The sequence below is a fragment of the Azospirillum ramasamyi genome (assembly GCF_003233655.1).
GTDB classification, from domain to species: domain Bacteria; phylum Pseudomonadota; class Alphaproteobacteria; order Azospirillales; family Azospirillaceae; genus Azospirillum; species Azospirillum ramasamyi.
In genome coordinates, this window is the sequence record NZ_CP029829.1 from 150,304 (window position 1) to 165,328 (window position 15,025).

Below are 15,025 nucleotides of genomic sequence, written 5' to 3' on the forward strand. Positions count from 1 at the left end.
CGAAGATCGGAGCGGAGCAGGGCCGAATCAAGGCCGGCAGGGCACCCATGCACGGGGGTGGCCTGTGGTGAGGGGGAGTTGGGCCCCACCTAACCTCCCTCGCTGGGCGGGGGAGGTTAGGTGGGGGGCTAACGCCAGCAAAACGTCAGTCCAGCACGCCCATGCACCAGCCGAGGATGGCCTTCTGGGCGTGCAGGCGGTTTTCCGCCTCGTCCCAGACCACCGAATGGCGGCCGTCGATCACGCCGTCGGTCACTTCCTCGTTCCGGTGGGCCGGCAGGCAGTGCATGAACAGCGCATCGGGGTGGGCGTGCGCCATCAGCGCCTCGTTCACCTGATAGGGGGCGAGGATCGCCGCGCGCTCGTCCACGTCGGTGTTGTGCATCGAGGCCCAGGCGTCGGTGATGACGCATTCGACCCCGCGCACCGCCTCTTCCGGCGAATCGGTGACGACCAGGCGGCCGGTGCCCTCGCGCTCCGCCCAGGCCAGCAGTTCCGGCGACGGGCCGTAGACGGTCGGGCAGGCGAGCCGCAGCTCGAAGCCGAAACGCACGGCGGCATGCGCCCAGCTGACCGCGACGTTGTTGCAGTCGCCGATCCAGGCGACGGTCCGGCCGTTGATCGGACCGCGATGCTCCTCGAAGGTCATCAGATCGGCCATGATCTGGCAGGGGTGGGTCTGGTCGGTCAGGCCGTTGATGATGGGCACGCTGGCATGGGCGGCCAGCTCATGCACCCGCTCCTCGCCGGTGGTGCGGACCATCACCGCATCGACGAAGCGCGACAGCACGCGGGCGGTGTCGCCGATGGTTTCGCCGCGGCCCAACTGCATGTCGTCGGGCTTCAGCACCACGACGTTGCCGCCGAACTGCTGCATGCCGACCTCGAACGACACGCGGGTGCGGGTCGAGGGCTTTTCGAAGATCAGGGCCAGCGAGCGGCCGGCCAGCAGGGTGGAATGGGCCAGCCGGTCCTTCTTCAGGTCGGCCTTGATGCGCACGGCATGGTCGAGCAGGCGGCGCAGCGTGGCGCCGTCCAGCCGGTCGATGTCGAGAAAATGCCGAACGTTGCTGTTGTTGCCGCTCATCCCACGCACTCCTGCGCCGTCCGGTCGAGAATCCCGACGGCTTCGTTCACTTCGGCTTCGCCGATGGTCAGGGGCGGCAGCAGCCGCACCACGTTGTCGCCGGCCGGAACCGACAGCAGGCCGTTGGCGCGCAGCTTCGCCACCACCTCGCCGACCGGCTGGCCCAGCTTGAGGCCCAGCATCAGGCCCTGGCCGCGCAGCTCCAGGAACATCCCCGGATGCTTGGCGATCAGTTCCTCCAGGCGTCCGCGCAGGGAGGCCGAGGTCTTCCGCACGTCGTCCAGGAAGCCCGGGGCCAGCACCACGTCCAGCACGGCGTTACCGACGGCGGTCGCCAGCGGGTTGCCGCCATAGGTGGAGCCGTGGGTGCCGGCGGTCATGCCCGAGGCCGCGCGCTCCGTCGCAAGGCAGGCGCCGAGCGGGAAGCCGCCGCCGATGCCCTTGGCGACGCACATGACGTCCGGAGTGATGCCGGCCCATTCATGGGCGAACAGCTTGCCGGTGCGGCCCATGCCGCACTGGATTTCGTCCAGGAACAGCAGCAGGCCATGCTCGTCGCACAGGGCGCGCAGGCCGCGCAGGAACTCCACCGAGCCGGCGCGGATGCCGCCCTCGCCCTGGATCGGCTCGACGCAGATGCCGCCGGTCGCGGGCGTGATGGCGGCGCGCACGGCATCGAGGTCGCCGAAGGGCACCTGGTCGAAGCCGTCCAGCAGCGGGTCGAAGCCATGCACCAGCTTCTCCTGCTTGGCGGCCGAGATGGCGCCCAGCGTGCGGCCGTGGAAGGCCTGCTCGAAGGTGATGATGCGGTTCTTCTGCGGGTTGCCGGATTCATAATGGTACTTGCGGACGGCCTTGGCGCCGCATTCCCACGCTTCAGCACCGGAGTTGGTGAAGAACACGGTGTCGGCGAAGGTGGCCTCGGTCAGGCGCTTGGCGAGGCTCTCCTGCCCGGCGACCCGGAACAGGTTGGAGGTGTGCCACAGCTTCTTCGCCTGCTCGGTCAGCTTTTCCACCAGATAGGGATGCGCGTGACCCAGGGCGTTCACCGCGACGCCGGCGGCGAAGTCGAGAAATCGTCGCCCGTCGGTCGCGTACAGATACGGACCTTCACCGCGCTCGAACACGACGTCGGCGCGGGCGTATGTGGGCATAACGACGGGGATCACGGCTTTGGTCTCCAAAAAAGGAAAATCCGGCGGCCATGCCTGACCGCCGGGAACGGCAAATATCCGGAGAACGGTGGGGTCTGTCAACGGACAGGGCGGAAAAGTCGCGGCAAGCGCGGATGCTTTACGCCTTAAGCTTGTAGCCGGTCTTGAACATGCGCCAGGCGAGCCACCACAGGCCGGCATTCACGCCCAGCATCACGGCGACGCCCAGCCAGCGCGCGCTGTCGGACGTGCCGATGAAGCCGTAGCGGAAACCGTCGATCATGTAGAAGAACGGGTCGAAATGGGCGATCCACCAGAAGACCGGCGGCAGCGTTTCGACCGAATAGAAGGTGCCGGACAGGAAGGACAGCGGCGTCACCACGAAGTTGGTCACCGCGGCGATGTTGTCGAACTTGTCCGACCAGACGCCGCCGACCAGACCCAGCAGCGACAGCAGCATCGACGCCATCACCGCATGGAACAGGACGAAGCCCGGATGCGGCATCTGCATCGGGATCACCGCCCAGATGGCGAGGCCGGTCACCAGCCCGACCACGATGCCGCGGGTGACGCCGCCCAGCACGAAGCCGCTGACCAACTCCATCGGCGACAGCGGCGGCATCAGGATGTCGACGATGTTGCCCTGGACCTTGGCGATCACGATGGAGGAGGAGGTGTTGGCGAAGGCGTTCTGCACCATCGCCATCATGATCAGGCCGGGCGCCAGGAATTGCAGGTAGGGCGTCTCTCCGACCATCCGCACGGCGGAACCGAGCGACAGGGCGAACACCGCGTAATAGAGCAGGGTCGTCACCACCGGAGCCCAGATGGTCTGCTGGTGCACCTTGACGAAGCGCCGTACCTCGCGTGCGTAGAGCGTCCACAGGCCGATCCAGTTGACGGAACCGACGTTGCGCGGCATGGGAGGAAGGGGAAGGGTCATCGCGTCACGATCTGCCTTTAGGAACCCGGTGCCGGCGGCGATCGCCGGAGGAACCGGGGCTGTTTCGCCAGGAAAGGGCGCCGGGAAGGTCACGGACTGCCGAGAAAGTCACGGACTTTACTTGCGGCCCACCAGTCCGGCAACCGCCGCCGCCGAAGGGACTGCCATGAACACCGACGACAAGCGCCTGTCTTCGCCGGCCCGCAAGCCGCCCAAGCGCGTAACGCCCCAGTATCTGGAGAACGCGGCACTGCATTATCTGGAACGCTTCGCCAGTTCGACGGCCAACCTGCGCCGGGTGCTGATGCGCAAGGTCGACCTGTCGGCCAAGGCCCACGGCACCGACCGCGAGGAGGGCGCCCGCTGGATCGACGAGCTGCTGGCCCGCTATGTCCGCAGCGGCCTGCTGAACGACGAGACCTATGCCCGGATGCGGACCGAAAGCCTGCACCGGCGCGGCGCCTCCACCCGGCTGATCGCGCAGAAGCTGGCCGGCAAGGGCATCGGCCGCGACGAGGCCGACAAGGCGCTGGACAGCCTGCGCGAGGATGTCGGGCCGGATCTGGACCTCACCGCGGCGCTGGCGCTGGCCAAGCGGCGGCGGCTGGGGCCGTACCGGCGGCCGGAGCAGCGGGAAGCCCACCGCGGGAAGGACATGGCGGCGCTGGGGCGTGCCGGATTCGGCTATGAGATCGCCCGCCGCGTGGTGGATGCGGAGAACCCGGAGGATGTGCTGGGGGAGTGAGCGCTCTCACGCTGCCCCCGGAAACGACGAAACGCGCGGCACCCTTTCGGATGTCGCGCGCCGCTCTCTTACCGGGAGTCGGATTCGTCCTGTACGCGTCCTAAATTTCGTCAGCGGAGCGGCAAGCGCCCCGCCTCAGCACACCAAACGCGCCCCAGAAGCCGGGAAGCGATCAGGCCGCGGCCTGCTGCTTCTCCTGGGCCTTGGAAATCCGGCGCTTGATGCGACGGGCATCCAGGCTCAGCACGGCGTCCTTCGCATCGAGCAGGAAGGCGTCGAGACCGCCCTTGTGCTCGATCGAGCGGATCGCGTTCACCGAGAGGCGCAGACGCACCAGCTGCCCCAGGCTGTCGCTGAGCAGCGACGTTTCCTGGAGGTTCGGCTGGAAGCGGCGGCGATTCTTGTTGTTGGCGTGGCTGACGTTGTTGCCAAACTGCGTGCCCTTGCCGGTCACGGAGCACCGACGTGCCATCGGACTGATCCTTTATTTTTGCAAATGAAACCCGGTAACGGACGGCCTGCCGCCCGAAGGAGGCCGCTATATAGTCGAACAAAAGCGCCGTCGTCAAGCCGGGATCCGCGATGAGCCCATCAAAACCTGAGTCGTCGCGCGAAAGTGGAGAGTCGAAGCGCGGCGGCCTCTTCGATCTGGCGAAGAGACGCGCCGCATCCGGTCCTTCTCTAAATGCCTTGTCCTGACGGGTGTCAGTTCACGGCGCTGGAGGTCTTCGGCGCCGGCTTGCCGGCACGGCGCGGAGCCGGCTTGGCGGCGGCCTTCGCCTCGGTGGCGGCAGGGGCGGCGGCCGGGACGGCGATGGGGGCGCCGAGCGGGGCGGCAATGGCGGCGACCGGGTCGGCCTTCTCGGCCTTCAGCGTCTCGACCAGTTCCTCGACCGGAACCTCGACCGGTTCGGCGGCAGCTTCGGCGACCGGGGCGACCGGGGCGGGTGCCGGTGCAGCTTCCGGGGCTTCGGCGACCGGAGCCGGGGCCGGAGCCTCGACCTTTGCCTCGACCTTCGCCTCGACCTTCGGCGTCTCGACCGCTGCCGGGGCGGGCGCCGGAACCTCGGCCTTCGGGGCCGGGGCGGCGACCGGGGCGGCGTCGCCGGCCGGAGCCGGCAGGGTGGTGATCTCGGCGGCGATCCTGGTGGAGACGTCCAGGAAGCCCTGCACGCTCTCGGTCACGCGGGCCTGGGTGGTGGACAGCCAGTCGCGCTGCAGCGCCGCCAGATCGGCAGGGGTGCGGGCCTTGCCCAGCCCGGCTGCCAGACGGCTGGCGTCGTTGACCGAAGCGGTCACGCCGTCGAACCAGCGGCGATAGCCGTCCTGGACCAGGGTGGCGACGCGCGCGGATTTGGCGGCGGTGGTCTGGGCGTTGGTCTTGAACAGGGTCAGGACGGCGGCGGGGGTCGGCTGAGCGGTCATGGCGTTGTCTCCCGTGGAAAAGGCACATTGGCGGAAACGGAAAGGCCGCTCCGGCGTAACCCCAGGAGACCGCGGGCACCCCGGCCCAGACGACGGACACCAAATCGACAATGCCGAATCGGCGCGCGCCGCCCCTTTCCCGCCCGACGCAGAATACCCTTATGACGAGTGCGGTGCAACGAATTTGTTGCGGTGCAACATAAGCTGAATGGTTTATGCGCCGCCCGGTTGGTCGAGGAAGCGCCCCAGCAGGGTGTGGGCCGCCGCCGTCGGAATCGTGGTGCCGGCGATCACCTCCGCCTCGAGTCGCGCCAGATCGGCGCGGACGGCGGGATGGGCGCGGAAACGGTCGATCAGCGTCTCGCGGATCTCGCTCCACAGCCAGGCCCGCGCCTGTTCGGCGCGGCGGGCTGCGCGGGCGCCGTTGGCCTCGGTCAGGGCCTTGTGCTCGCCGATGGTGTTCCACACCGTGTCGATCCCCACCTTCTGCACGGCGGAGCAGCTGAGCACCGGCACCCGCCAGTCGCCATGGCGCAGCAGGGCCAGCGCGTGGCGATAGTCGGCGACGGTGTGGCGTGCGGTGGCGGCGAGATCGCCGTCGGCCTTGTTGACGACGACGAGGTCGGCCAGCTCGACGATGCCCTTCTTGATGCCCTGCAGCTCGTCGCCGCCGGCCGGCAGCAGCAGCAGCATGAACAGATCCACCATGTCGGCGACCGCGGTTTCCGACTGGCCGACGCCGACCGTCTCCACCACGATCACGTCGAAGCCGGCGGCCTCGCAGATCAGCATCGCCTCGCGCGTGCGCCGGGCCACTCCGCCCAGCGTCGCCCCGGCGGGAGAGGGGCGGATGAAGGCGTCGGCTTCGCGCGACAGATCGACCATGCGGGTCTTGTCGCCCAGGATCGAGCCGCCGGTGCGCTGCGACGACGGATCGACCGCCAGCACCGCGACCTTGTGCCCCAGCCCGATGACATGCAGGCCGAACGCCTCGATGAAGGTGGATTTGCCCACCCCCGGCACGCCGGAGATGCCGAGCCGCACCGAGTTGCCGGTATGGGGCAGCAGGACCGCCAGCAGCGCATCGGCGGTGGCGCGATGGTCGGCGCGCGTCGATTCGATCAGCGTGATCGCCCGCGCCAGCGCCCGCCGGTCCCCCGACCGGACGGCTTCAGCGAGGCGGGCGGCGTCTTGCGGGAGGGGATCAGTCATGATTGCGGCATCGGTCGGTGCGAGGGGAGGGCTACCCTAACCGCGGAGCGTTCCCGGATAAAGCCTCTGGCATCAGGTACGCACCGCCGGCGACTCCACCGCTTCCAGGTTCAGCGCGGCGGCGAGCAGGGCGCGGGTGTACTCCTCGCGCGGCTCCTCGAAGATGCGCCGGGTCGGACCCTGCTCGACCACCTTGCCGTCCTTCATCACCATCACATGGCTGGACAGCGCGCGCACCACCCGCAGGTCGTGGCTGATGAACAGATAGGCGAGGTTGTGGCGGGCCTGGATGTCGCGCAGCAGATCGACGATCTGCGCCTGCACCGACATGTCGAGCGCCGAGGTCGGTTCGTCCAGCACGACGAATTTCGGCTTCAGCACCAGGGCGCGGGCGATGGCGATGCGCTGGCGCTGGCCGCCGGAGAACTCGTGCGGGTAGCGGTTGCGCGCCTCGGGCGGCAGGCCGACCTCCTCCAGCGCGCGGGCGACCATCGCCTCGCGTTCCTTGCCGTCGCCGATGCCGTGGATGCCCAGCCCCTCGCCGATGATCTGGCCGACCGACAGGCGGGGCGACAGGCTGCCATAGGGGTCCTGGAAGACGATCTGCATCTCGCGCCGCAGGCTCCGCAGGCGCTTGGGCTGCCAGCCCTGGATGTCGGTGCCGTCGAAGCGGATCGCGCCCTGGCTGGCGTGCAGGCGCAGCAGAGCCAGCCCCAGCGTCGTCTTGCCCGATCCCGATTCGCCGACGACGCCCACGGTGTGGCCGCGGCGGACCTCGACATCGACGCCGTCCACCGCCTTCACATGGCCGACGGTGCGGCGCAGCAGCCCCTTCTTGATCGGAAAATAGACCTTCAGCTTGTCGGCGGCCATCACCTCCTCCGCGTCGGCGGGCGGCGACAGCGGGTTGCCGCGCGGCTCGGCCGACAGCAGCTTTTGCGTGTAGGGGTGGCGCGGGCGGACGAACAGGTCGCCGACCTTGGCCTGCTCGACGATCTCGCCCTGGTTCATCACGCAGACGCGGTCCGCCATCTTGCGCACCACGCCGAGATCATGGGTGATCAGCAGCAGCGCCATGCCGAAGCGGCTTTGCAGATCCTTCAGCAGCGCCAGGATCTGCGCCTGGATGGTGACGTCCAGCGCCGTGGTCGGTTCGTCGGCGATCAGCAGGTCGGGCTCGTTGGCCAGCGCCATGGCGATCATCACCCGCTGGCGCTGGCCGCCCGACAGCTCGTGCGGGTAGGCGGTCAGCCGCTTTTCCGGCTCGGGCAGGCCGACGAGGCGCAGCAACTCCAGCGTGCGGGCGCGGGCGGCGCTGGCCGACAGGCGCTTGTGCAGGAACAGCGTCTCGTTGATCTGCCGCTCGATGCTGTGGAGCGGGTTCAGCGAGGTCATCGGCTCCTGGAAGATCATGGCGATGCGGTTGCCGCGCACCTGCCGCAGGGTCCGCTCGTCGGCGCCGAGCAGCTCGGTGTCGCGGAAGCGGATCGAGCCGGCGGGGTGATGCGCCATCGGATAGGGCAGCAGCTGCAGGATCGACAGGGCGGTGACCGATTTGCCGGAGCCCGATTCGCCGACGAGCGCCACCGTCTCGCCCTTCTGGATGTCGAAGGACACGCCCTTGACGGCCTGCGACGCACCGCCGCCCGAGCGGAAATCGACGCGCAGGCCCCGCACGGACAGCAGGTCGGGGTTGGGGGGCATGATGGTCATGTCGGGCACTCGGGCTGTTGGGCCTTCTTCGTTGGCGGGAGGCGGAGGAGGCTCGGGGAGGGGGCAACCGTCATCGTCACTCCGCCGCCTCCTTGCGCGCGGCCGCCGCCGCGCCGGCCTCGCCCGGCATCGCGGTGGACAGCTGGGCGATGGTCTTGCGCGGGTCGAAGGCGTCGCGCACCGCCTCGCCGATGAAGATCAGCAGGCTCAGCATGATGGCCAGCACGAAGAAGGCGGTCAGGCCCAGCCAGGGCGCCTGCAGGTTGGCCTTGCCCTGTGCCAGCAGTTCGCCCAGCGAGGGCGAGCCGGGGGGCAGGCCGAAGCCGAGGAAGTCCAGCGCCGTCAGCGTGGTGATCGAGCCGTTGAGGATGAAGGGCATGAAGGTCAGCGTCGCCACCATGGCGTTGGGCAGCACATGCCGCACCATGATGGTGACGTCGCTGGCGCCCAGCGCACGGGCGGCGCGCACGTAATCCAGGTTGCGCGCCCGCAGGAACTCCGCCCGCACCACATGGACGAGCGCGGTCCAGGAGAACAGCAGCAGCAGGCCCAGGAGCCACCAGAAGGTCGGCGTCACCACGCTGGCCAGGATGATCAGCAGGAACAGGGTCGGCAACCCCTGCCATATCTCGATGAAGCGCTGGAACAGCAGGTCGGTCAGGCCGCCGAAATACCCCTGCACCGCGCCGGCCGCCACGCCGATGACCGAGGAGAAGGCGGTCAGCACCAGACCGAACAGCACCGAGATGCGGAAGCCGTAGATCAGCCGCGCCGTCACGTCGCGCCCCTGGTCGTCGGTGCCCAGCCAGTTCTCGGCGGAGGGCGGGGCCGGAGCGGGGACCGGCAGATTGTAGTTGATGGTGCGGTAGCTGTAGGGGATCAGCGGCCAGATCATCCAGCCCTTGGAGTCGATCAGCTCGCGGACATAGGGGTCGCGGTAATCGGTCGCCGTATCGAACTCGCCGCCGAAGGTGGTCTCGGGATAGTTCTGGAAGACCGGCCAGTAATAGTGATTGTCGTAGCGGACCAGCAACGGCTTGTCGTTGGCGATGAACTCCGCCCCCAGCGAGAGGACGAACAGCACCAGGAAGATCCAGAAGGACCAGTAACCGCGGCGGTTCGCCTTGAAATTCGCCAGCCGGCGCCGGGTCAGCGGAGTCATCACACCCTCCGCGATTCGAAGTCGATGCGGGGATCGACCATGACATAGGTGATGTCGCCGACCAGATTCATGATCAGCCCCAGCAGCGTGAAGAAGTACAGCGTGCCGAACATCACGGGGTAGTCGCGGTTGATCGCCGCCTCGAAGCCCAGCAGGCCCAGCCCGTCGAGCGAGAAGATCACCTCGATCAGCAGGGCGCCGGTGAACAGGATGCCGATGAAGGCGCCGGGGAAGCCGGCGATGACGATCAGCATGGCGTTGCGGAAGACATGGCCGTACAGCACGCGGTTCTCCGTCAGGCCCTTGGCCCGCGCGGTGGTGACGTACTGCTTGCCGATCTCCTCCATGAAGGAGTTCTTGGTCAGCATGGTCAGGCCGGCGAAGCCGCCGATCACCATCGACAGGACCGGCAGCACCATGTGCCAGAGGTAATCGGTTATCTGACGGTACCAGGGCAGGTCCGCCCAATTGTCCGAGACCAGCCCGCGCAGGGGGAACCAGTCGAAATAGCGGCCGCCGGCGAACACCACGATCAGCAGAACCGCGAACAGGAAGCTGGGGATGGCGTAGCCGACGATGACGACGCCGGATGTCCAGACGTCGAAGGGCTGGCCGTCGCGCACCGCCTTGGCGATGCCCAGCGGGATGGAGACCAGATAGACGATCAGCGTCGTCCAGATGCCGAGCGAGATCGACACCGGCATCTTCTCCAGAACCAGATCGACCACGCTGCGGTCCCGGAAGTAGCTGGTTCCGAAATCGAACACGACGTAGTTCGACATCATGTGGATGAAGCGTTCGTGGATCGGCTTGTCGAAGCCGAATTCCTTCTCCAGCTGCTGGATGAAGGCGGGATCCAGGCCCTGGGCTCCGCGATACTTGCCGCCGCTGTCGCCGGCGGTCTGGCTCTGGAACTGGGCGGTGTTGGCGTCGCCGCCGGCGGAGCCGCCGATGCGCGACGTCGCCTCCACGGCCGTGCCCTGGACGCGGGCGATCATCTGCTCGATCGGCCCGCCGGGGGCGATCTGCACGATCAGGAAATTGATCACCATGATCCCGAACAGGGTGGGGATGATCAGCAACAGGCGGCGGATGATGTAGGCCAGCATCGCGGGTGTCCCGACCCTCCCCAATCCTCAAGGATAAGACAGCTTAAACCAGACCGGTGCGCGTGTCCGACAATACGTCGGCTCCCCGGATCATGGTGTCGTGCGGCGCGCGCTGTCGGCGAGCTTGGCGTTCTTCTCCGCATCGATCCACCAGGAGTCGGTGAAGCCGAGACCGTATTTCGGGGCAACCGCCGGATGGGAGAATCGGTTCCAATAGGCGACGCGGTACACCGTGTCGTGCCAGTGCGGGATGACGTACCAGTTCCACAGCAGCACGCGGTCCAGCGCACGGGTGGCGGCGATCTGCGCCTCGCGGTCGGGGGCGGTGATCACGGCCTCCACCAGCGTGTCGACCGCCGGGTTCTTGATGCCGATCGAGTTGCGGCTGCCCGGCAGGTCGGCGCGGGAGGATTCCCAGAAATCGCGCTGCTCGTTGCCGGGCGACAACGACTGCGGGAACCGCTCGATGATCATATCGTAATCGAAATTATCGGTGCGGTTCTGGTACTGCGCGCTGTCGACCACGCGGATCTGCGCCTCGATGCCGGCGCGCTCCAGGTTGCGGACGAAAGGCTGGACGATGCGCTCCATGTCGGCCTGCACCAGCAGGATCTCGAAGCGGAAGGGCTGGCCCTGGGCGTTGACCAGCTTGCCGTTCTTCAGCTCCCAGCCGGCCTCCTTCAAAAGGCCGAGCGCCTTGCGCAGGTTGGAGCGGATGTTGCCGCTGGCGTCGGTCTTCGGCGCCTCATAGGGCGTGGTGAACACCTCGTCGGGGATCTGGCCGCGCAGAGGCTCCAGCAGCTTCAACTCCTCCGGCGAGGGCAGGCCGGTCGAGGCCAGTTCGGTGTTGGCGAAATAGCTGTTGGTGCGCTTGTAGAGGCCGTAGGACAGGTTGGCGCGCGTCCATTCATAGTCGAACAGGTAATTCAGCGCCTCGCGCACCCGGCGGTCCTCGAAGATCGGCCGGCGGATGTTGAAGACGAAGGCCTGCATGCCCTGCGGATCCTCGTGCTTCAGCTCCTCCTTGACGATCTGGCCGTTCTGCACCGCCGGAACATTGTAGCCGGTGGTCCAGTTCTTCGACGAATTCTCCAGCCGGAAATCATAGGCGCCGGCCTTGAACGCCTCGAAGGCCACGTCGAGGTCGCGGTAATAGTCGTAGCGGATGCGGTCGAAGTTGTAGCGGCCGCGGTTGATCGGCAGATCCTTCGCCCACCAGTCCTTCACCCGCTCATAGGTGATGGAGCGGCCGGGCTGCACGTCGACCACCTTGTAGGGCCCGCTGCCGATCAGCGGCTCCAGCGTGGTGGAGGCGAAGTCGCGGTTGGCGAAGACATGCTTGGGCAGCACCGGCAACTGGCCCATGATGATCGGAAGCTCGGGATTGTTGCCATTACGGAACGAGAATTTGACCGTGCGGTCGCCGGTCTTCTCCGCCTTCGTCACGTCGGCGTAGTAGGTGCGGTAGAGCGGATGGCCCTTTTCCCGCAGCGTGTCGAAGCTCCAGATCACGTCCTCGACGGTGACGGGCTTGCCGTCGTGGAAGCGGGCTTCCGGCCGCAGGGTGAAGGAGACCCAGCTGCGGTCGTCGGCGACCTGGATGGTTTCGGCGAGCAGGCCGTATTCGGTGATCGCCTCGTCGCCGTTGCTGGTCGTCAGCGTCTCGAACGGCAGCGCGGAACCGGCGGCGGCCTGGCCGCGCAGGATGAAGGGGTTGAGGTTGTCGAAGCCGCCGAAGGCCATCAGCTTGACCTCGCCGCCCTTCGGCGCGTCGGGATTGACGTAGTCGAGATGCTGGAAGTCCGGTCCGTATTTCGGCTCGCCGTGCAGGGCCAGGGCGTGGCTGCCCTGGGTCTGCGCCGCGAGCGGCGACGCCAGCAGCATAAGCGCCGCCATCGGAGCCGTCACGCCGGGTTTCAACCACCGCATCCGACAGGTCATGCCAGCTTACCTCTCTCGATCATTTCCTGAAAACCGTTCATACGGACGGAGTTAGCCATGCAACGGGCCGTCATCAAGGCTGCCCCGCCTTCTTCGCCGCATCGACCCACCAGGCCGCCGGGAAATTGGTGCTGCGATAGTCCTGGTCGTATTTCGGCCAGACCCCGGGATGGGCCAGCCAAGCCTTGTGGGCGATCCAGTTTTCCGGGTTGTGCCATTGCGGCACCATGTAGAACCCCCACAGCAGCACGCGGTCGAGCGCGCGGGTGGCGGCCTGCACCTGCTCCAGATCCTTGGCGCTCAGCGCCTTTTCGATCAGCGCATCGGCCACCGGGTCATGGATGCCGGAATAGTTCGCCGATCCCCTGGTGCCGGCGGCGGCGGAGCCGAAATAGCCCCGCAGCTCGGTGCCAGGCGGGGTGAAGAAGCTGAGATTGACGATGATGGCGTCGAAGTCGAACTCGTCCAGCCGCGCCTGATACTGGGCGGTGTCGACGATGCGCATGGTGGCGTTGATCCCCACCCGGCGCAGGGTTTCGACATAGGGCTGGATGACGCGGGTCAGCGCGCCGGTGCCGTCTAGGAACTCGATGGTCATCGCTTCGCCGGTCTTCGCATTGGTCAGCTTGCCGTTGCGGATCTCCCAGCCGGCCTCCCTGAACAGCCGCGTCGCCTCGCGCATCTGGGCGCGGTTGTTGCCGCTGCCGTCGGTGGTGGGCAGGGTGAAGGGCTGGGTCAGCACCCGTTCCGGCAGCTGCGCCTTGAAGGGCTCCAGCAGGGCCAGCTCCGCCGGGCCGGGCGGTCCCTTCGCCCCGAAATCGGAGTTGGGGAAGTTGCTGAGCGTCCGCTTGTACTGGCCGTACAGGATGTTCTTCTGGATCCAGTCGAAATCGAACAGCAGGGCCAGCGCCTCGCGCACGCGCGGATCGGCGAACTTGTCGCGGCGGGTGTTCAGGCGGAATCCCTGGGCGCCCAGCGGCAGCTCGCTCGGCACCTCCAGCTTCACGACGCGGCCGTCGCGGATGGCGGGGAAATCATAGCCGGTGGTCCAGCGCTGCGCCCGGTATTCGCCGCGGAAATCATAGGCGCCGGCCTTGAACGCCTCGAACATCACGTCGTCATCGCGGTAGAAGTCCTCCTTCACCGTGTCGAAATTGTAGAAGCCGCGGGCGGTCGGAAGATCCTTCGCCCACCAGTCGGCCACCCGTTCATAGGTGATGGAGCGGCCGGGATCGACCGTCCTGATCCGGTAGGGGCCGCTGCCCAGCACCGGCTCCAGCGTCGTCTTGGAGATGTCGCGCCCCTGCGCCGTCCACCAGTGCTTGGGCTGCGGCGCGAAGGTGACGGCGAAGTCGATGATCGGCTTGATCTCTCCCGTGCCGGTCATGGTGATCTTGAACCGGCGGTCGTCCAGCGCCTCCACCTTGGCGGTGCGGTCGAGAAAGGACTTGATGAAGGGGGCGCCATGGGCCTGGATCGCGTCCCAGGTGAAGACGGCGTCGGCGCTGGTGATCGGCGTGCCGTCATGCCAGCGGGCGCCCTGGCGCAGCGTGAAGATCGCCCAGCCGTAATCGTCGGACAACTCGACGCTTTCCGCCATGTGGGCGTAGGCGGCGTCCAGCTCCCAGCCGGATCCGACCATCAGCGTGTCGGAGATCAGCCCCAGGGTCCGCGGCCGCACCCCGCGCAGGATCAGCGTGTTCAGGCTGTCGTAGGATCCCGGCTGCGACCCGGCCAGCGACACCGATCCGCCCTTGGGGGCGTCGGGGTTGACATGGGGGAAATGGGTGAAGCCGGGTTTGAACCGCGGCTCCCCGAACTGCTTCAGCGCGGTGACGGTCACGCTCGCCGCCTGGGCCGGGATGAAGGCGGCCGGCGCGGCGAGGGTCAGGAGCGTGGCGGCAACGGCGAGAAGGCGGCGCATCGGCAATCCTGTGTCGGGAGCGGGCGTTCTGGTTAGATTGCCACGTCCGCGCTCCGATCAAGCGCTATTCCGTCTCAAACTCCGCCGTTTCGCGCGGTTCGCCAATGGTCGGCCATGCGGTCCATCAACTGGCGATAGCGGCGGTCGGTCCGCATCAGCTTGCGCACCGACTTTCCGTTGCGCGGATCGGCCAGCATCCATCCCTCCGCCGCGGCCTGATGTTCGGGGTGGATGGACAGGAGGTAGATGGAGGCTTGTTCCGGGGTCGTAACGGACGTCTCGTTCAGCCTTTCCAGGATCGCGCCGACATAGAGCGGCAGGACCCTGCGGAAATCCTCCGGCCCGCCGTCGGCGTCCGCCGCATCCGCCGGGGCGGCGCCGTCGCTCATCAGGGCCTGGCGCTCGGCGGCCGGCAGGGCGAAGAAGGCGTCGAGACCCAGCAGCAGGTCGCAGACGGTCTTCTTGCGCACCAGCCAGTTCGATCCGCTCGACACCCGCGCCGCCAGCCCTTCCAGGAATGGCCGCAGCTTTTCGGGCGACGTTTCGAAAACGGAACGGGCAGGCGGGGCGATGGTGGTCATTTCGGTTTCCCAATGGGCGCAAGACGGTG

Annotated in this window: 13 protein-coding genes; 1 reads left to right on the forward strand and 12 read right to left on the reverse strand. The window is 67.4% G+C overall.

All coding sequences use genetic code 11. The features are described 5' to 3' along the window. Window positions 1-145: 145 nt before the first annotated feature. From argF to DM194_RS00675, 3 genes are all read right to left on the reverse strand, one after another. Window positions 146-1,087 carry an ornithine carbamoyltransferase gene (gene argF, locus DM194_RS00665; protein WP_111065481.1) on the reverse strand — a complete coding sequence of 314 codons (942 nt, stop codon included), beginning with the start codon at window positions 1,085-1,087 and terminating at the stop codon, window positions 146-148. Beyond that, window positions 1,084-2,241 carry an aspartate aminotransferase family protein gene (locus DM194_RS00670; protein WP_211110611.1) on the reverse strand — a complete coding sequence of 386 codons (1,158 nt, stop codon included), beginning with the start codon at window positions 2,239-2,241 and terminating at the stop codon, window positions 1,084-1,086. Before DM194_RS00670 ends, argF begins: the two co-directional genes overlap by 4 nt. 139 nt (window positions 2,242-2,380) lie before the next feature. Continuing rightward, window positions 2,381-3,184, reverse strand: a complete 804-nt coding sequence (locus tag DM194_RS00675; protein ID WP_111065482.1) for an ABC transporter permease — start codon at window positions 3,182-3,184, stop codon at window positions 2,381-2,383. A gap of 166 nt (window positions 3,185-3,350) precedes the next feature. Here DM194_RS00675 and DM194_RS00680 point away from each other — a divergent pair, with 166 nt between their 5' ends. Next, complete coding sequence (locus DM194_RS00680; protein ID WP_111065483.1) at window positions 3,351-3,929, forward strand: regulatory protein RecX; 579 nt, start codon at window positions 3,351-3,353, stop codon at window positions 3,927-3,929. Window positions 3,930-4,101: 172 nt separating this feature from the next. Here DM194_RS00680 and rpmB read toward each other — a convergent pair whose 3' ends face one another. From rpmB to DM194_RS00725, 9 genes are all read right to left on the reverse strand, one after another. Next, on the reverse strand, window positions 4,102-4,401 hold the full coding sequence (gene rpmB / locus DM194_RS00685; protein WP_012973047.1) for a 50S ribosomal protein L28: 300 nt from the start codon (window positions 4,399-4,401) through the stop codon (window positions 4,102-4,104). Between the two features lie 233 nt (window positions 4,402-4,634). Beyond that, on the reverse strand, window positions 4,635-5,354 hold the full coding sequence (locus tag DM194_RS00690) for a hypothetical protein (RefSeq protein WP_111065484.1): 720 nt from the start codon (window positions 5,352-5,354) through the stop codon (window positions 4,635-4,637). 213 nt (window positions 5,355-5,567) lie between these two features. Next, a complete protein-coding gene (gene meaB, locus DM194_RS00695; RefSeq protein ID WP_111065485.1) occupies window positions 5,568-6,566 on the reverse strand; it encodes a methylmalonyl Co-A mutase-associated GTPase MeaB in 999 nt (332 codons plus the stop codon). Between the two features lie 72 nt (window positions 6,567-6,638). Further along, on the reverse strand, window positions 6,639-8,279 hold the full coding sequence (locus tag DM194_RS00700) for an ABC transporter ATP-binding protein (protein ID WP_111065486.1): 1,641 nt from the start codon (window positions 8,277-8,279) through the stop codon (window positions 6,639-6,641). 76 nt (window positions 8,280-8,355) lie between these two features. Then, a complete protein-coding gene (locus tag DM194_RS00705; RefSeq protein WP_111065487.1) occupies window positions 8,356-9,441 on the reverse strand; it encodes an ABC transporter permease in 1,086 nt (361 codons plus the stop codon). After that, window positions 9,441-10,550, reverse strand: a complete 1,110-nt coding sequence (locus DM194_RS00710) for a microcin C ABC transporter permease YejB (RefSeq protein ID WP_111065488.1) — start codon at window positions 10,548-10,550, stop codon at window positions 9,441-9,443. The genes DM194_RS00705 and DM194_RS00710 overlap by 1 nt, the downstream gene beginning before the upstream one ends. Before the next feature lie 90 nt (window positions 10,551-10,640). Then, on the reverse strand, window positions 10,641-12,491 hold the full coding sequence (locus tag DM194_RS00715) for an extracellular solute-binding protein (protein WP_111065489.1): 1,851 nt from the start codon (window positions 12,489-12,491) through the stop codon (window positions 10,641-10,643). Window positions 12,492-12,564: 73 nt separating this feature from the next. Continuing rightward, a complete protein-coding gene (locus DM194_RS00720; protein ID WP_111065490.1) occupies window positions 12,565-14,415 on the reverse strand; it encodes an extracellular solute-binding protein in 1,851 nt (616 codons plus the stop codon). Window positions 14,416-14,489: 74 nt separating this feature from the next. Then, entirely contained in the window at window positions 14,490-14,996 is a 507-nt protein-coding gene (locus DM194_RS00725) for a hypothetical protein (RefSeq protein WP_111065491.1), read from the reverse strand. Window positions 14,997-15,025 lie beyond the last annotated feature (29 nt).